Here is a 19,357-nt window from a genome sequence, read left to right on the forward strand (position 1 = left end):
AGTATTTAATGTTTTTTCACAAAGCGTTATCTTTCGCTTTTTATTCAATCGGTTTTATTATTTCGATAGTCTCTTTCTTTTCAGGTGGATTTTTTATTCTAACGTTAATTTTTTTATAATTCCACGTGTTATTAATCCGATCTGCAGAAATATCTAGCATGGCTTTTCCGTTTTCGAAAGTAATTTTTATTGTTGAATTGACTAATTTATTGTCATCAGAATAATGCACAGAACCATTAAGTATCGTCATGTTGTTAATTGGCTCGACTGCTCCTAAAACAGCTTTCACACGTTCATTCAGTTTAACTTTTTCTAATGCAACATCATATAGTTTTGGGTCTGCATAGGCTTTTGAATAGTCGCCTAAATTTCCGCCTAAGCCAGAGGAATATAATGAAAACATAAAAAACAGAAGCATTCCAACCACAGGAATAAACCATTTCCAATTCAGTTTCCACCAGCTTTTTTGCTCAATTAAATCATTATTCATTCTGTCTGTTTAAATATCTAGTCCTGAAATATGGCTACAGGTTAAAATTGCGTTTACACGGATAATTCATATACCATATATGGTGTTTTATAATCTAAAGATAAATGAATTGGTATGTCCCTGTATAGATTAATTGCCTTTTTTATAGCCTTTTGCTATATGTAAAAAAAAAAAGCTGACGAAAACTTTATGAGCGTATATTAAACAAAAAGAAAAGCAAGAAAGTAGCATTTATAGCCATGGGAAATAAGCTTCTTAAACCCTGTTTTGCTATCACAAAATCTGGTTTAATATATGATGATGCTCGTACAAGTGCTTTAGTAAAAAATTAATGTAGTTTCATTTTTTTTTCATTACAGTACTTTGTTGGCAATAGTTATTTAGCCTCTTTTTCAAATTTGATTGATTTTTTTCCATTTGTAGCAACAATAGTATAAATTCCTTTTTTAAGAGCTAAATGGCAATTGTTGGCTTTAGTCTTTACTTCGACAATATCAATTGGAACTGCAGTATTTATATCTTCACCGTTTTTATATGCTAATACAAATATTGGAAACTCAATTTCTAAATCACTTATATTAATTTTGGTATTTTGATTTCCATTTTCAAATAACCAATTTGGCCTTTTATTAATATATTTTGTCATTGGGTGAAAAATAACTATATCTATCCATCTTTCATTATTCTCATAAGAAAATGGATTTGAATCTGCATCAATTAAAACTGAAGGTTTATTAAAATCAAAAGTATTTACATATATATTACTCTTTTCAATTGTGCTTTTTTCAGAGTAAAAAACTTGGTCAATTGTTAAAGGGTCAATACCTGTTAATTTATGTAATCTTCCAGCTAGAGATAAACCTCCAAAGAAATCAACATTTCCTTCAAGTGCATGCCCAGAGCCACAATGAATTAAATTCTTTTTATTAGGATTTTCACTGATTATTTCAAAGATATTGTTGGCTTGGTCTATTTCCCTCTGAGCTCCTCCAACTCTACCAGTTGTTTCATAAGGATAAATTGTGTAACCAATATCCAATGCTGTTCTTATCAAATTTCCGAACTGCGGGTTTTTAGTATAATATCCAGATTTAACGATTGGATATTTCCTTGATTTTAGCAGTGTGTCTTTCTTTTTTCCATTGGATAGTGCTTCAAGGAATAAATTGGTGTAACCATTTTCAAATAATTTTTTCAGCAATGATTCAGTAAATACCCTGTGAGAAGCATTATGATGCGATTCATTAATTATAACAATCTCGTTGTCTTTTGATTTATCGATAATAAAATCTTCAGCATCAATAACTTGATACAGATTATTGATAGAATCGAATTGCGTTTGGGTATATTCTATTAGTTTAGGTTTGAAGGCTAAGTCCCAATATTCGAGAGCGATTTTATGTTCACCATTCAGTGAAAAATCTGTTGCTATTGACTGAAAATCTGGTTCTACAGTATCCGACTTAATACTACTTTCCAATTCCGATTTTAATTTATAATTATTAACGAAATCAATTTCTTCATAGTCCTTTTTAACTTGTTGACAAGAAACTATTAATAATATCAATATGAGTAAATAAAAGCTTTTAGTCATAATTATTGCTAACTCCCATTAAACAAAATAAACATTGGTTTATCCCTGCACAGAAGTCTATTAAAGTTAATACCTCTAAAAATACCACAATTCTACTACTTCCTATTACTGAAAACCGTAAACCACCGTATTGTTTTAAAAGGGGGTTATAATATGATGATGTTCACAGAAGTGCTTTAGTAAAAAATCAATGTAGTTTTACTTGTTTTTTATTCATTCCTTATTTTGTTTCTATGAGCTAATCCCCAATCTCTCATGGTCTCAATTACTTTATCTAATGATTTTCCATAATCCGTAAGGCTATATTCAACAGCAACAGGCATAGTGTTAAATACTTCCCTGTTTATTAATCCATTTATTTCTAACTCCTTTAATTCCTTGGATAACATTCTTGGGGTTATGCCTTCAATTTGTCGTTCTAATTCTTTAAACCTATGAATTTTAAAAGAAAGCGCTATAATAATAGGCAATTTCCATTTCCCTCCAATTATGTCTATAACATCTCGAACAGGAAGAATAAATTTTTTACATTCTGTGGGTGTATAAATACTCGTTTCACTCTTTTTTTGTTCATTTTCAGATTCACTTTAACAATACACTATACTAAAGGATACCGATATACTTTAGTATAGTGCTATATTTTGTATAGCAAATTTAGTATAAATTTGTTCATAATAATAAAAGAAAATTCAAATGAAAAAAACATTAATTCTAAGCTACACTCCAAGAGAAAATTCAAATACAAAAAAAATGCTTGATTTTTTTATAGAAAATAATCAAGAAAAAACAGCAATCACATTTGTTGATTTAGCAGAGGAAGCTCCAGATTTGTTATTAAAAGAAAATTTGAATCTTTATGTAAATAGAAATTTTGGTGGCGCAGAACTTACTGATGAACAACAGAAAATTTTAGCTAAAAATGATAAAATGACACAACAATTATTAGATACAGATTTTGTTGTCTTGGCCAGTCCTATGTATAATTTTTCAATACCTGCAACAGTAAAAGCTTGGTTTGATGCTGTTATACAGGCCGGAAAGACTTTTGGATATACTGAAACGGGTATTAAAGGCTTATGTGAAGATACAAAAGCTTTGATATTAATGACAAGTGGAAGTGATTTTGGAATGGAACCTTATAAAAGTGTAAATTTTGCAACTCCTTTTTTAATAACTGCTTTTGATTTTCTGGGGATTCCCGCTGAAGCCATCAATAAGTTTGGGATGATACAGTATGCCGACACATCTGAACAAATGATAGAGGAAGCTAAAGAAGATATAAAAAGAGTAAGTGATAAATGGTATTAATGCGGATTAACTTTAGTTACGTTCATAGTAGTAATTTAATTAAGTCTTTCCCTTTTTGGTCTAAGCATTTAATTTAGTTCTGATAAGGGAAATTATGCCTAACGTTAAATATCTGGCAAGTTGGGCAGAAAATAAGCGATTATTTTCGGTTTAACCACAAGCCAAATCTTTTTATTTTGTTTTAATTTTTCTTTTTTAATATCAAATCAAAAGATTAGGCGACACAGCAAATAAACCCTGACTTTTTGAACAAACAATAAACCGCCCTATTAGCTATATATAGTGTTTTTTAGAGTTTTATTTCAGTTTTTTAAACACATCTACACTCACATCTGTTTTGAGTTCATTTTTCATCCAGTCTATTAAAAATTTATGTGAGACATTTTCAATTTCCGGAAGTTTTGTTACAATTTTTTCGATATGATCAATCTCAATCGGAATTATTCCGTGAGCAATATCTTTTCTAATTGAATATCCTTCGTCTATCCATTTATTTTGACCTCCAATAAATTCCCAGTTTTCACATTCTCCCCAAATCTTTTTAAAACATTCCCACATATGACATTTAGAACCTTTGCTTTTACACGAAATTTTATTGGGATTGTATTTACTGGTAACAGTTTCTATTGAGTTCCAAAAAGCTAAAAATTTATCATAAGGATCTTGAGAATATTTACCTTTCCTAAACCAACTTAGTCCTCTTAAAAAAGTTGTTTCTGTTAGGCTTAAAAATCGAGAGTCTTGAAAAGCAATAATAAAGTCATTTTGGTCAACTATTCTTTTTACATTTTCGTTTGTTTTTTGAATGATAACATTATTAGATACATCAAGCTGTAATGATAAATTTAAGTTAATAGAAAGGACATCTAACATTCTACCAAAAAAGAGAATAGCTGCTTTTTCAGCTAATTCAGAAGTTGGAGCAAAAGCTGTTACGGTAGCTTGAAAACCATTTTCATTATTAGTGATAGATATATCGCTATAAAAAGGCTCAGAATGTTTAAGTTCTTTCCGTGTATTAATTCTTATTCTATTTCTAATAGAAATAGGTCCAATTACAGAAATATCTACTTCCCAAACAGGTATGTTATCGTGATTAGCCATTAGTTTTTAATTATAGAGAACGTCTTTTATAAAAACAAATATAACCGATAATCATATCGCACTTCCGGATATCAGAACTTTTTAGTGCTTCCTTAAAAAAAGCTAAATTCAGCTTTAATTAATTCGACTAATCAAGATTTAAAATCATTTAAAACAACTTGTTATTAATTCTTAATTATTTTCTTAGTAATATACGTATGATCTTTTAAAATAATCTTAACCAAATACAGTCCGTTATTGAGTGCCGAAACATTTATTTTTTCGTTGTTTCCTTGATAAACACGTACGGCCTTAGTATCGTAAATTTCGATTGAGTAAAATTCTACCCCATCGATATAAAGCTCATCTTTGACAGGATTTGGATATAACCTAACAGGACTAGTTGGCTGCTCTATAAGAGATAATACGTTGTCGTTTGTGGTAAATGAAACTAATTTGGCATTATCGGATATGGGACCGATATTAAACGATTCGGATGTAATAAAATACCTATTAGCGTCAATATAGGTTATCGCTTCTGCTTGTTCAAATGCTAAGCTGGAAAGTAATGTTTGCGTGTTAGTACCTGAAAAAATATCATTATTTGTAAAGTTTTCACTAAGCCAAACAAAAGGTTGTAATACCGTGTTATAGCCTATTAAATATACTTTTTCTGTAGATGGATTGTAAGTCGCTCCAGTTATTAATCCGCCGCTAGATAACGTTGTTGTTAATGCATCTACCGAAAATGTTCCGCTGTTTTTTGGGATTGTGTAAGCTTTTGTTGTGCCATCGACCCAATTTTTAGAGAACAATATCAGGTTATTTCCAGCAAAAGAAATTAGTGCTTCCGAATCCCATTCTGTAGCATTAGGTTTGGAGGTAAAATCTTCTTGGTCTGAATAGCTAAAGTTTATAATTTCTGCGGTTACCGCATCGGAACTTAGATAATCACTTTTACTTATTGTGTAAATTTTTAAATCGGTTCTATCTCCACTATTGTTCCCTATATCGCCTATATAAATGGAGGTGTCATCTTGTGCAATATCTTCCCAATCTACATTTTTAGCGTTGGTAATAGTTACTGCTCTAGTTACTAGCCCAGAAATGGTATCTAGCTCGTAAAGTTTATTTTCATTACCCGAATCATTATGGATAATAAGTTTATCATTAAAAAATATAGCTCCAGATGATTCACTCAGTTCTATTGGTAAATTAAACTTTTCTTCAACATTCTCTATTTGAGCTATGACATTAAATGTGCTTAAAATAAATGATGATATTATAATTATTTTTTTCATAAGTAGGTATTCTTTTACAGAATAGGGTTTAAAAAATGCTACACGTCATATAACGTGGGTATTTGATTTGAATTATTCCGAGGTGTACTCTTGTCGTTTGGGGAGACAAATGTTATATAGCAATATTTATGCCTAAGCATGGTGCATGGATCTTCTGCAGGAAAATAGGAAGCATAAAACTAGATTTCCTTTGCCTAAATCGGATTGCAGAATTTAATTAAAAGTCGCACTTAACATGTCTATGTTAAACGTGTTGTATTTGTGACTGACAACTTCTGTTTCCGACCTATACTAAAATATAAAAACGCTCCAAAAAAGTTCGCAAATAAAACGACTAAAATCCATACAATTTTATTGTTTCCAGAAAACTCATTCCTAACAATATCGATAAGTGCAATAAGTGTTGGTATAATACCAAGAAACATAACAGTTAATATTATAATTATTTGAAAAACGCCAAGCATTAAGAAACCGTTCATAATTTATCGTTTTAATTTTATTAGAAATTTATTCCGTATTAAAGCTAATCTTTAAGCCTAAAAATAGCACTTTTTCATGTACCTTGTTAGTTGTTGTTTATTTTTTTAAAGCCGTTTCCCATACGTCTAAAACTGTTTTGCTTTCTTGTAATGACACCTTCTCCGAGAAAACACTCCGCTACGCCCATTTTTACTTTTATAAATTCCATTTTTTCATTAATGTAAATTTCTTGTATTTCCAATCCTAGATTTGAAACAACAAGTTTTAATTCCACTACCGTTTACACATGATAATAACGGGATTGTGTGCGTATCTTAGGAAGAAGAATCAGAATAAACAAAACGTAACACCCTTTTATTAAACACATTGCAGTCATTGTTTTCAACTGTTGTTTAACAACGTTTTTATCTACTTCCAGTGATACACCTGTATATTTTCTAATGTATTTTTTCTTTCTAAAATCAAATTTATGTTGTCAGTCCATTGGAAGCCTGTTTTGTCGCTATAATATAAAACCACGTGACCTGTCTTAATGTCATTAATTAGAGTTGATAATTCACTCAGTGCCTCATTAATATCCGCGTCCTCATCACAAGAAATATGAGTATGAATTTCTGTTTTTCCACTAGGATCTTCCAGTCCTATTGTGATTTCAGCATCATAGGTAGCCACCCAAATAGAGAATTCGTCTGTCGGATTTCTTAAGGCACAATCAAAAGATTTATCTTCTTTATAACTTATGGTTTTGATAAATTCCGGAAAGTTTTCAATCAAAAATGATTTAATTAATTCAGAGAAACGGTCTTGATTCATCTTTTTTTTTGGGATTTGCTTTGCATTTGTATAACTAAAATGTGCTTTATTAAATAAAGTGATCAATTACGTATTTTATCAGAACGCACAAAAGCTAGAATAAAAGTTATTTTGTATCGTGAGACTGCAATCTCGTACATTATAACCATTCCCTCTCTTTTCTACTAGTATTTCAAACAGTTCTGTGCAACCTGAGATCCAGCCTCAAAAGGTGCATCCAGAATTTTTAAAATCTATACATTAGGCTCTAACCATTTATGTAATGTTTTAAACAAGTCTTCCTGTACAACTGGCTTTACCAAAAAGTCTACACACCCAATTTCAAAGCATTTCTCTTTTTCATCCACCATAACATTAGCGGTTTGCATTATAATTTTTGCATCCGGATTTAGAATCAAAATTTCACCTAAAGCTTCTATTCCACTCATTTCTGGCATACGTATATCTAATAAAACAACATCTATTCCTGGTGTATTCTGGTAAACGTCTATAGCTTCTCTCCCGTTACTGGCAAATAAAATGTGTGCACCCGTATTTTTTAGGATTAACATATAAAGTTTCTGAAACAATTTCCCATCTTCTACTATTAAAATAGTTTTCTCTTTAAGAAAGTCAATGTTTCGAATATTAAATTTTTTGCTGTTTTCGTCCTTGCGCTTTTCTATCTTTAACGGAATTGTAAATTCGAACAAAGAACCGGCTCTAAATACTGAATTCACCATAATATCTCCGCCCAATAGGTTAACTATACCTTTACAAATAGAAAGTCCTAAACCTGTACCTCCACCATACTTTTCACTACTCTCGTAGTTTAACTGTTTAAAGCGTTCAAATATTTCAGCTTGTTTATGCTTTTCAATACCTATACCTTGATCTTTTACAAAAAACTTTAAATAATCTCCTTCTACTTCAAAACCAAAAAATATTTCACCTTGTTCAGAAAATTTTAAAGCATTATTTAATAAGTTAGAAATCACTTGTTGCAATCGATGTTCATCTGTGAGCAATACTAAATCCTGACACACTTCTGGGATGTGTGTTCTAAACGTTATATTTTGTTTATGTCTTACTATTTTTAATTGATTGTAGGTGATTTCAAGGTTCTTAATTAAATCAGGAATATGGCAAGGTTTTTCAATAATTTTAATTTCATTAGATTCTATTTTAGCGATATCTATAATGTCATCAATTAAATTTAAAAGTTGCTTAGAATTACTATCTATAATGTCCAGATACTTAATACGCTCCGGTTGCGGTAAATCATCATCTTTCAACAATTCAGAAAATCCTAAAATCCCACTCATTGGTGTTCGGATTTCATGACTCATATTTGCTAAAAAATAGTTTTTATGAAGATTTGCATTTTCGGCTATTTGTTTTGCGTTTATCAACTCTTCTTCATTACGCTTTTGTAGGGTGATATTTCGAGCGGCACCACGCAAGCCAATAGCGGTACCAGTTTCATCTTTTACAATTTCTCCTCGTGTCCACATCCAGCCAAGCTCTTTATTATTTCGAATTATTTCTAATTCTAATTGATAAGGTTCACCTGTAAGTTTGGTGTTCTCTATCGCCTTGGTTAATCTATCCCAACTCTCTTCTTTAAAGAGTTTTTTATGTTCTGTATATTCAGGAACAGATTTATTTGGATCTAAATCATACATTTTATAAAGCTCCGAAGTCCATGTCACATTATCGGTTGCTAAATCTAAATACCAGCTACCTACATGTGTTATTTCTTGAACTCTAAACAGTTCTTTTTCACTTTTTTTAAGTGCTTCTTTTTTAAGAAGTAATTCAGTTATATCGGTAAACGTAGCACCAAACTCGCCTTTAACCGGAGAAAATAAATGAACATAAAAGCACTTACCATCTAAGGTTCTATATTCTTCTATGGCTTGCTCTTCTCCTGTTAAAGCTGTTTTTCCAAAAGTTGAAATCCACTCTGTAGGATCGTGTTTTAAATAATGAATAACCTCATTAAGCTCATTACCAATTAATATTTTTTTATCTACACCTAACAGTTCTTCGTATTTCGGATTTACATCTAAATACTTCCAACCAATAGGCACGCCTTTAATATCGGTTATAATCTTAGCATGTAGAAAGCCTTCGTTTAAATTTTCAAAAAGTCTATGATACTTTAAACCTGTAGCCGCTAATTCCTCTTCAGTATGCTTAAGTTCATTAATATTATACAACGTAATAACAACACCATTTACCGTCTTATTTTCTGTAATAAAAGGACTAATTCTTTTTAAATAATAGTTGTTATTAATATCCTTTACTTGCTTTTCTATAACGGTAAGCTTATCTAAAACAAGTTTAGAATCTTTAATAATTAAATCCCTGGTTTCTTCGTTAAAATTTGAGGTAAAACTAGACAGCGGGCGTCCGTAATCTGTTTCATGTAAATTAAAGACCTCTTTAAGACCAGGTGTAAATTTTCGAATACGTAAATCTCTATCTAAAAACAGCGTGGCTATACCCGTATTGTCTAATAAATTCGAGACATCGTTACTTAAATTGGTTAGCTCTTTGTTTTTTTCTTGCATTTCGATATTTACCGTATACAATTCTTCGTTAACAGACTGTAATTCTTCATTAGCACTTTGAAGCTCTTCATTAGATGCCATTAGTTCTTCATTGGTAGATTGTAATTCTTCATTACTTGTTTCCAACTCCTCTATAGCATTCTGTAACTCTGTTTTCGCAATTTTTAACTCGTTTTCTAAATCTTCTAAATGCTGACTTGAAACATGGTCTAGATTTGAGTTTGTAACCTCTAAAGGTTGGGGTGCGACCACTTCCTTATCGTTACTAAACTCTATTAAGTAACAACTATCCATGTGATCATCGATAGTTGCTTTATGGAAGTATAAATCGAATAAAAAATCACGATCGTCCTTTTTATTTACAACATCCTTAATTACAATGTCTTGTTTTTCACTTTCAAGGCGTCTAATACCACTTCTTATAATAGAAGCGATATCCGGATTTACGGTTTTTAATAAGTTATACTCAAAGACACCTTCATTATGTGTTAATCGCTTTCCTGCATCTCCTTTTATAAACAGAATATTAAAATGTTTATCGATAAAAATAGAGGCCGGACTAAACTTTTTACTTAAGAATTTGTGAAAATATAATTCCGGACTCCCTTTGGTTTTATACAGAGGCTCAATTCTGGGCGTCGCTACAGACGGATATTTATGAGCCATGGTAGACATACGTCCGCCATTATTAGAATGGGATGGGATTTGCTTGGACTCGGATACATTTTGGAAAATTTTCCACTTCACATCAATAGTCTTAAAACAATCCGATACTTCTCCTAAAGATTCACTAGTACCTAAAAATAAATATGAAAACTGATTTAAAGCAAATTGAAAGTTAAACATCACTTTCTTTTGGATTTTATTGTCAAAATAAATCAATAAATTTCGACAAGAAATTAAATCCATTCTTATAAAAGGCGGGTCTTTTATTAGGTTATGATTTGAAAACACTATGTTTTCACGAATGCGTTTTATGATTTGGAATTTATCTCCAATTTTCATAAAATAAGTATCTAAATATTCTTTTTCTATATCTTTTATAATATTTACGTGATACATACCATGTCCCGCAATAGTTAGTGCTCTAGAATCTATGTCGGTTGCAAATACTTTAAAATCTATATTAAGTTGATGGGTGCGAATATAATCGTCAAGTAAAATAGCTAGCGTATACACTTCCTCACCCGTAGAACAGCCTGCAACCCAAACACGTATGGTTTCGTTACTACTTTTGTTTTTACAAATACTAGGTATAACCTCTTTTTTTAACTGATCAAACGCCTCACTATCTCTAAAAAAACGCGTTACACCAATTAAAAAATCTTCTTTTAAAGCCTTTTGTTCTGCTGTGTCACTTGATAAAAACGTCTTATAATCTAACAGATTTTCAATATTATTGATGTCCATCCGTTTTTCTAATCGTCTTAACAGTGTGTTGTTTTTATATTCTCTAAAATCAATACCCGAATATTCATAAATAATGGTAAGAATATCGTTGACTAAAGTTTCGTTTGACGTGTTTTCCTTTAATTTCACGGTAAGTAACCCACTATTGATGGGCTTTTTATAAAAAATTTCTGCTATTTTTTGAGGATTTAAAATGTAATCTACACTATTGGTAGAAATAGCCGAATTCGGCATACCATCAAACTGAGCCGTTACCGGATCTTGCACAATAATAGTACCGCCACCTTCTTTTATCGTTTTTATTCCTCTGGATCCATCAGAACCTGTTCCAGATAAAATAACACCTATAGATTTTTCTTTATACGCTTCGCCTAAACTGTGAAAAAAGATATCTATTGGGTGGCTTAAATTAGGTTTAGGTTCCTTATCTAATACATGGAGTTTCGAGCCCTTAACGTGTAATTTTTTACTGCTCTGATTTAAGTAAATACAATTGGGCTTTATAGTCTGCTTATCTTCTGCTGTATAAATCGGCATACTAGTATGCTTACTTAACAATTCTGGCATTAAACTTTTAAAATCGGGAGAAAGATGCTGAATAATAATAAATGCCATGCCGGTATTATTGGGGATGTTATCAAACAGGGTTTGTATAGCATCTAATCCGCCGGCAGACGCACCAATACCAACGACATAAAAATTGGATTTTTTATTTTCCATAGCTATTAATTGAAATTACATTTCTAAAGTACTAATTTTTTATTTTGTAAAGTTCTGAATTGAAACCAGTTAAAAAACCATCAACATTAAAACACTGATAATCAACACTATGGATCTATTTTTTTAAACAATATTTTTTATGTTAACATTTATAAGTATCCCATCCATAAGTAGGCCTTTTCCTTCTTTACTCCTTGTAATCAATAGAAAACGATGTTTCTAAAATAAAACGTTTATCAGCTTTTGAGATCGATACAGATGTAGTCTGTTATAATGTATAGAAATGCAATGGGATGTCGTAGTATAAACTAACTATTTTTAAGCCTCTCTTAGCGTGTATTATAAGTTATAAAAGTTCTCAAAAATGCATTAACGCACTTAAAAAGCAGACGAGGAATTACAATCAAAATAGCACTGATGTTAGTGGTTCTTACAAATGATTTTAGCGTTTTACTGCTGAATGTTCACGCTATAGTTACATCAGTAATTAAGACAAGTTTGATATAAAATGATACCTATAGAAGCATTTTATTATATGGCGTTTTTTAGGATCTCTTCCTTATAATTAATAATAGCGTTGTCCGATACATGAATACCCGATAAAAAATCATTTGCCCAGACTTTAGAAACGGCATATGATTTTGCTAGTATTTTTAAAGCATTAGTTAATTCTTTCTTACTATTTTCACTTTGCTTCTCAGCAAATGCAAATTTCTGAACTGTTCCCATACATAAGCCTTCTGCAAAGTCATTATAATCACTTTCAGTCAGTCTAGATTTTGCGCGTTTCAGCACTGTTTCATTATATCCCGCTATCTCTAAATTATTTGGGATTATACTTAATGCTCTATAATACCAATTATTTGGGAAGTTATGCCATGCTTCATCAAAATGTGAATACTGCTTATTATAATATTCGACTTTAGTATATAGTGAATTCCAGATTTCGGAATCATTATAATTTTCTTTGACGTCCGTACATAATAACATTATCTCATGATCTAGTTTATTCTTATTTGCAAAACCAGAGTCAATTTTCGTTAATTCATTAAATAACACTGTAAGTATTTCATCATCAGAAAGGGTGTTGTAAGATTTACCATATAAGTCTTTTGGAGTCTCAATAGCAAATGACATCAGTACACTAATAAATTTATCGATTCGTTCTTTACCATACAATTCTGAATATGTATTGCGGTTTACAACAACAAATTGGCTTAAAGGAGAGAAAATTGAATAAGAATCATTCTCAATGAGGTGAAAGTATTGTGGCATATACCATTTATCCTGAGGAATGTCCTGAAAATATTCAAATAGAAGTGAGTCCTTTTCAATTGGACTTAAATAATTAACAAAGGAACTAAATTCAGTAATGTCTTGTATGTTTAATGCATAGTCAGATAAAGAATTCGGAATCATATTATATGAAAATTCTTCATTTACAACCGTATAACCTAATTCTAAAAACGCCGTAGGTCCTTTATATCCAACATGCTTACGTTCGATTTCTAATTCAGGAGATAAAAATAATAATGTGGGGTAAGCTTTAATTTCAAACGTATTTGCCAGCGTTATACCTTCTCCTCTTTCAGCGTCATATTTAAGACAAATAAAATTCTTGTTGTAAAAGTCTCCAATTATGGAATCTGTAAAAACCAAGTTCACCATTTTTTTACATGGTCCACACCAAGATGTAGAAAAATCTATAAATATTGGCCTATTAAGTTTTTTAGAGGTTTCAATGGCTTTTTCTAAAGATTCTGAGGAGAATTTAATTCCCGTGTCGATTTGCGAATAAAGATTTGTCGCAAGGAAACAGCATAAAATTATTAAATAGATTCTATTCATAATTGAAATGGGTTCAGTTAAAATAACCTACAACGCGTTACACAATAACAAATATAAACCATAATCCAGCTAAGTTTCTGAATATCAGAACTTTTTAGATGGAATATAAAAAACGCGCAATACATCTTTAATTAAATGCGCTGAGCTTTTTCTGCCTCCAGTTTACAATAACGTAAACTTTAAAGTATTCATTAATCTCCAAGTGCCACGTATTTTAGAAGACTTTTTCATTGTAATTAAAAACGAGGTATCGTGACTTATACACTCCATAACAAAGTCGCCACGCTCTATAGCTACATTAGGATCTGGGTTAGACGTGTATCGCACGTCTTTTAATTCGATATCTTCCCACACCACCCCAAAAGCGGTTCCTTTTTTACTCGCTTTTTTGAAATCTTCGATAGTTCTCATTTTAAATTCGGCAAGTATAGCATCTGCTTCCGGAAACTTATAATCGGGTTGTGCAGCGCTTACAATAGGAATAAGATGCTTAATGTCGGCTAATGTTGGCAAAGCCTTTAATACCTTCTTTTCGTCTTGCTTCTTTAGGGCTTTAAATATGGTGCTCACTAATTTTGTATCCTTATAGTCTTCTTGAGTAAACCCCGTGTGGGATACCAGAAAAGTAAACATAAAAAATAGTAAGTGTAAGCGGATTTTCATTCGTGTAGTATTTATCAATTATTTCATTAATGCGATCTGAAAGGTTGTAGCATCAAAAGCCATTTGTAAACCTCTTAGGTTAGGCTCTGCATTAGGTTTTACAAGAATTAATTGTACCTTAACTATTTAGGACACATTTAAATCTAGTCGTTTTAATACAAGGTTTCAAATATAATATATAACGCGTTTATGTGATAATAAACCAGCGAGGTTTTCATGTGGTCTCACCATATTTAGCATAAAAAAAATGATGAATACAGCATACAACACTCAGCTATAAGTAGTTGAAGCACGCCCCACCCATCTCAAGTTTTTTTTAGATATAAATCAGTTTTGTAAATTTATTTATGTGTGTTTATTAGCAAATAGATACCTAATTTTATAAGTGACTATAGAATAAATGGACCCGTTTATAGTCGAATAACGAAAACATACCGCATAAAAAAAGCGTACACAATCCATTACTGGTTATGTAAGCTTTTTTATATTAGTACGGAACTGCGACTTCTAATTTAGTTACTAGAACGCCCACACGGTTTGTATTATAGTCCGATGAATTTAAATGGTTTCGTATTCACAAAAGCACTCGAAGTCTCTCCCGAATAGGTTTTATTATTAGATAAATCCAATTTTCTCACGTATCCTTTATCACTAAAATCCACCTTTTTTAAGTCCACCCAAAATGCATTCGGCGTTAAGGCTGTTTCAAAATAATAAACTAAGTTTTTCTGATCTGCTACGGCTCTCCAACGCGTAGTAGATAAATTAGGATAACCTTCTATTTCAAATCCGTATGGCACAGACACGTTTCTTATCACACTAAATACACTGGCAACGGCCACACGTGTATTGTCGGTTTGTGGAATAGCATCTATAAAAAAGGACGCTCTAGCAAAACGATCTGCCGAAGTTACCGACCCCGGTAAAAAGGTCTTTCCAGGAATATTTTCCCAATACTTAGAAATAGCCAATTGCGCTTCGAAAGTCGGATCGTTTGTCATCACGTTATATGCAGCGTCATGATGAATTACCAATTTACCTTTAATGTATTCTAATATCGCGCTATCTCCCGTAGCATCGGAAATTGATAAGTGTACCGTTGTAAATTTATCGGTACCTGGTATAAAATCTGAAACCACAGCAAAGGTTTCTTTTTCTAACGCTTTAACAGCTTCAGAAACTGTAGCAAAATTATCTAAAACATACTGCGCCCATAACGAAATAGCGATTCCTTTTTTATTTCCGTTCTTCTCGAATTTTGGATATTCAGACTCCACCAACCATAGCATATTGGCGACCAATCCCTTTTCGTTCATCCCATCGGTAGTGGATATATCCCAAGAACTCACGGCTAAACTCCCATATTTAGAGATCCATTCTAGCGCATTTTTTCCGACTTCACCATTTCGTTTTATACCTCGAGGAAAAATCCATTGGTTTGCTGGAATTTCCATAGAGAAATCCATGGTTCTTCCTGTTAACACGGTATTATTCGGACCTTTATACACGACTCGTGTACAGGCTCTGGATTCGGGTACGTAACCAATAATAGTCATTAATAATGCTAGAGTAACGCTAATTATTTTTCTCATAGTAGGTGTGTTTTAGATTTGGTTTTTTTCAGTTTATTATGCCATTTGCTTTAATTATCTTCTGGGTTATTATAGTTTTTCTTCAGCATAACCAGAACATTAACATATCGTACATATTTCAAATATAAGATATTATGTACATTCTCTCTTACAAATTTAGTGCGCTATTCGAGATTATATAACACACTACTTTCGTTTAATTAAAGCCATTAAAAATATAATAACACTTCAAAATCACGTCATAACAGGCTATTAATCTTTTACTTGTAGATACCGCGTTGCGTTGTGATACTCATTTTTATATTTCCTTCGCTACTAAATACGTGGTGTAAACTAAATAAAAACTCAACAAAATTAAGGCTTCCCACCTATCCAATTTTTTTCTTTTTCCAGTAAACATGGCGATGATTAAAAACACGGTACCCCCCATTAAGATGAACAGATCTTGGTTAAAATTTGGATTATACTTTATAGGACCAACAAACGCACTTACCGATAGTATTAACAGCACATTAAAAATATTAGAACCAATTACGTTTCCAATCGCGATATCGCTATTCTTTTTAAAAGCCGCAACAATAGAAGTCACAAATTCCGGAAGTGAGGTCCCCGCTGCAATTATGGTTAAACCAATTATTTTCTGACTCACACCTAATTCAGTCGCGACATCTATGCTATGATCTACCACCAGCTTCCCGCCTATTACAAGTCCAGAAATACCAACAAGTACCAATCCCCAAATCTTGTAATTCGATTTTTCCTTGTACGTAACGACTTCGGTTTTGTCTTGTTTTAACTGACTAAACACATAGTATATAAAACAAATAAAGCCGACTAATAATATAGCGCCATCCACTCTCGAAATCTCAGGCGTCTGACTCCTATAAAAATCGTTTGCCAATACAAATAGTAGTAGAGTTACAAGTAACGAAATCGGAATTTCTTTCCAGGCTGTAGAAGATTGCACTGTAATCGGATAAATTAAACCGGCTATACCCAGAATTATAAACAGGTTAAAATTATTACTCCCAATAATATTTCCGAATACAATATCCGACAGGCCGTTAAACGAAGCGACCGAATTAACAACCAATTCTGGTGCCGAAGTTCCGAAGGCTACAATGGTTAACCCGATCACTAAATCGGAAACATTGTTTTTTTTTGCTAAAGACGTAGCACCGTCAACCAGCCAATTTGCACCATATATTAGGCTTATAAAGCCCGCAATAATTAATAGTGAAGATAATACCATATTGTATCCCGATATTTAACTTAAATGCACCATAATTAGAGGTGGCACATCGCTATCAAATATAAGATATCTGCTCTAAATAACTAGTATATAATACAGTAGAACAAAAAATATTTAACACAGCTTAAAGACACGGTATAATAGTATAGATTAACGCATTAAGAAATATAGCATGAAAAAAGCTTACAACATCAGGTTTTAGAATATCCATTTACGGCAGCATAAATTCTCCCAATATAGCGTTCCGAACTACGTGTTTTTTTACAACGATGCCTTATAATTTTAGCACTTCACAAAATGCTCTCCATGAGACTCAGTGCTTCTTGGTTTAGTGAAATAAAAAAGAGCCTTTGCGTTAGTAACACAAAGACTCTTTATTTCTTTTTAAAGATTAAATGGTTTCAACCTGTAAAATTTCTAGTTTTCTTTCGCCATCCTTAAAAGGCCAATTAATAACATCGCCTACTTGTCTGCCAATGGTAGCCACGGCAACATCGCATAAAATAGACAGTTTTCCTTTTTTATTGTTTGTTTTAGTAGTGGCCACAAACATAAATTCTTTTTCTTTGTTTTCGGTATGATCTTTAATTTTCACACGTCGGTTTACCGTAACCACATCCTCTGGTAAATCCCGTCTATAGACCTGATTGGCATGTTTTAATTCTAAAAGTAGAAGTTCCTCTTCTTGTTTGGTTACTTTTTTTCTTCGGATATGATCTTTAATCATATTGTATATTCCGGTTGTTAAGATTACATTTTTGTCTGACATCATATTTTTTATTGCATTCCCAACTGTATACTATGTAGTGTAGACTCAATCATTCAAAATAGTGCGCAACATAACGCGCTTCCAGTGTCGAATGATTCTAGTAGTGTAAAGCAGAAATAAGTTTAAAATTTAAGAGTAATCGAGAGTAGCCCTGTTCTGAGTCGTAACAGGGATTAATTTATAAACTCTTTGGAATGTTTTAAAAAAATATCGTCGTGACGGTAATATAACGACAGCGCTATCCTTAACGTTTTTTTTACTGTATATAAAAAAGTAACTGCTGCCATTTGTATTAAAATTAACGAGTTACGAAGCTAATCATTATAATTAAGATTAACAATGGTTATGCGAATAACTATATTAAAGCGTTAGGAGTTGTGGACTAAAAAAAGCTTACATTTTAAGGTAGTTGAATTTGTAAGCTTGATGTGATTTTGCTTATTAATTTGATGCTTTTCAGCGTGTGCTTTTAATAATATTTTTGATTTACCTATAAGATATCTTTTGCAGGCTCGTCCACACAATATTCAGCTCTGCCCTATCGGCGAGCGGAATACTTGGTTATTGTGGGTAGTTATTTTTCTAAATATTCAATTTTTAAAATCATTTTAGGACTTATAATCTTACCATTATTGCTAAAGTTTGCGTTAGACCTCCAATCCATTTTTTCATCATTTACTTTATTATAGAGGTAGTTTATAACGTATAAGAGTCTTTTTGGATGAAATTCAAATTCTGTTTTAAACTTAATTATACATTTAATTGTAGAGTTCTGAAATTCGCGAAATATTAAATCGTAATTTTCAGGATATTTGAAATGTATAATATCTTCAATTAGTTCAGGACTTTTTAAATAATCGTGTATTCCGACAGTTTTTTCAAATGCAAATTCTCGTATTAGAAATGCCCAAGGTCCTTGATTTGTTTTGGAAGTTAATTTATTTTGAATTACAGAGCATTCTCTTAATGAATTTTCATTTTTTCTTATTTTTAATTTTTTCACTATCTCATCTATTAATGTTTCTAATCTTTTTATTGCAAGCGTTGATGGTAAAATTCCTTCTTTAAATCCAGAACCTTTTAAAACTCTTGTGTTATGAAACCAATGAGCTCTGATTATTTTAGATTTATCTAATTTAAATCCTTTAAGAAATTCCTCAAATAAATATTCATCAGCGTATTTCTCTTTTTGACTGTTCTCCCAGATTTCATTTAAATCAAGTGACTTTAAAAAAGACGAAATATCATTTTCGGAAGTGGAAAAAATTTCCTTTAAAGATGATAGAATAGTGTCATAATTTTCACAATCTAAAATCAAGATTTCTTTCATTAATCTACGTTCGGTTTAATGTGGCACAACGTTAGTATATAGCACATATGTTCTTTATATCTCAAATATAAACTATCTTAATAAAATCTCCCATATAATTTACTGACACTTATACATTTAATCAACTTTTCATGTTCATACTCTAAATA

Annotated in this window: 16 protein-coding genes; 1 reads left to right on the forward strand and 15 read right to left on the reverse strand. The window is 31.7% G+C overall.

The annotated features are described in order from the left end of the window. Window positions 1-40: 40 nt before the first annotated feature. The 3 genes from ACFFVB_RS12685 to ACFFVB_RS12695 all read right to left on the reverse strand — a co-directional run bounded on the left by ACFFVB_RS12685 (window position 41) and on the right by ACFFVB_RS12695 (window position 2,632). Complete coding sequence (locus ACFFVB_RS12685; protein WP_382383289.1) at window positions 41-490, reverse strand: cytochrome c oxidase assembly factor Coa1 family protein; 450 nt, start codon at window positions 488-490, stop codon at window positions 41-43. A gap of 376 nt (window positions 491-866) precedes the next feature. Beyond that, window positions 867-2,084, reverse strand: a complete 1,218-nt coding sequence (locus ACFFVB_RS12690) for a hypothetical protein (protein WP_382383291.1) — start codon at window positions 2,082-2,084, stop codon at window positions 867-869. A gap of 209 nt (window positions 2,085-2,293) precedes the next feature. After that, on the reverse strand, window positions 2,294-2,632 hold the full coding sequence (locus ACFFVB_RS12695) for a winged helix-turn-helix transcriptional regulator (protein WP_382383865.1): 339 nt from the start codon (window positions 2,630-2,632) through the stop codon (window positions 2,294-2,296). A gap of 145 nt (window positions 2,633-2,777) precedes the next feature. Between ACFFVB_RS12695 and ACFFVB_RS12700 the strand changes: the two genes are divergently transcribed. Next, window positions 2,778-3,392: an FMN-dependent NADH-azoreductase gene (locus tag ACFFVB_RS12700; RefSeq protein WP_382383293.1), complete on the forward strand. Its 615-nt coding sequence runs from the start codon at window positions 2,778-2,780 to the stop codon at window positions 3,390-3,392. A gap of 297 nt (window positions 3,393-3,689) precedes the next feature. Here ACFFVB_RS12700 and ACFFVB_RS12705 read toward each other — a convergent pair whose 3' ends face one another. The 12 genes from ACFFVB_RS12705 to ACFFVB_RS12760 all read right to left on the reverse strand — a co-directional run bounded on the left by ACFFVB_RS12705 (window position 3,690) and on the right by ACFFVB_RS12760 (window position 19,208). Then, window positions 3,690-4,496, reverse strand: a complete 807-nt coding sequence (locus tag ACFFVB_RS12705) for a hypothetical protein (protein WP_382383294.1) — start codon at window positions 4,494-4,496, stop codon at window positions 3,690-3,692. A 164-nt stretch (window positions 4,497-4,660) separates the two neighbouring features. Continuing rightward, entirely contained in the window at window positions 4,661-5,776 is a 1,116-nt protein-coding gene (locus ACFFVB_RS12710; protein WP_382383295.1) for a T9SS type A sorting domain-containing protein, read from the reverse strand. A gap of 239 nt (window positions 5,777-6,015) precedes the next feature. Then, window positions 6,016-6,255: a PLD nuclease N-terminal domain-containing protein gene (locus ACFFVB_RS12715; protein WP_382383296.1), complete on the reverse strand. Its 240-nt coding sequence runs from the start codon at window positions 6,253-6,255 to the stop codon at window positions 6,016-6,018. An 86-nt stretch (window positions 6,256-6,341) separates the two neighbouring features. Then, a complete protein-coding gene (locus tag ACFFVB_RS12720) occupies window positions 6,342-6,464 on the reverse strand; it encodes a hypothetical protein (protein WP_382383297.1) in 123 nt (40 codons plus the stop codon). Between the two features lie 200 nt (window positions 6,465-6,664). Next, window positions 6,665-7,135, reverse strand: a complete 471-nt coding sequence (locus ACFFVB_RS12725) for a hypothetical protein (RefSeq protein WP_382383299.1) — start codon at window positions 7,133-7,135, stop codon at window positions 6,665-6,667. A 167-nt stretch (window positions 7,136-7,302) separates the two neighbouring features. Further along, window positions 7,303-11,754, reverse strand: coding sequence for a chemotaxis protein CheB (locus ACFFVB_RS12730; protein WP_382383300.1), 4,452 nt, complete (start codon window positions 11,752-11,754; stop codon window positions 7,303-7,305). Between the two features lie 531 nt (window positions 11,755-12,285). Then, a complete protein-coding gene (locus ACFFVB_RS12735; RefSeq protein ID WP_382383302.1) occupies window positions 12,286-13,602 on the reverse strand; it encodes a thioredoxin family protein in 1,317 nt (438 codons plus the stop codon). A 162-nt stretch (window positions 13,603-13,764) separates the two neighbouring features. After that, complete coding sequence (locus ACFFVB_RS12740; RefSeq protein WP_382383304.1) at window positions 13,765-14,265, reverse strand: hypothetical protein; 501 nt, start codon at window positions 14,263-14,265, stop codon at window positions 13,765-13,767. 542 nt (window positions 14,266-14,807) lie between these two features. Continuing rightward, entirely contained in the window at window positions 14,808-15,857 is a 1,050-nt protein-coding gene (locus ACFFVB_RS12745; RefSeq protein ID WP_382383305.1) for a linear amide C-N hydrolase, read from the reverse strand. 298 nt (window positions 15,858-16,155) lie between these two features. Next, entirely contained in the window at window positions 16,156-17,109 is a 954-nt protein-coding gene (locus ACFFVB_RS12750) for a calcium/sodium antiporter (RefSeq protein WP_382383307.1), read from the reverse strand. Window positions 17,110-17,500: 391 nt separating this feature from the next. Beyond that, window positions 17,501-17,878, reverse strand: coding sequence for a GreA/GreB family elongation factor (locus tag ACFFVB_RS12755; protein ID WP_382383867.1), 378 nt, complete (start codon window positions 17,876-17,878; stop codon window positions 17,501-17,503). A 574-nt stretch (window positions 17,879-18,452) separates the two neighbouring features. Further along, a complete protein-coding gene (locus ACFFVB_RS12760) occupies window positions 18,453-19,208 on the reverse strand; it encodes a hypothetical protein (RefSeq protein WP_382383308.1) in 756 nt (251 codons plus the stop codon). Window positions 19,209-19,357: the final 149 nt, after the last annotated feature.

Origin of the sequence: Formosa undariae (genome assembly GCF_042427615.1) — a bacterium.
Classification (GTDB): domain Bacteria; phylum Bacteroidota; class Bacteroidia; order Flavobacteriales; family Flavobacteriaceae; genus Formosa; species Formosa undariae.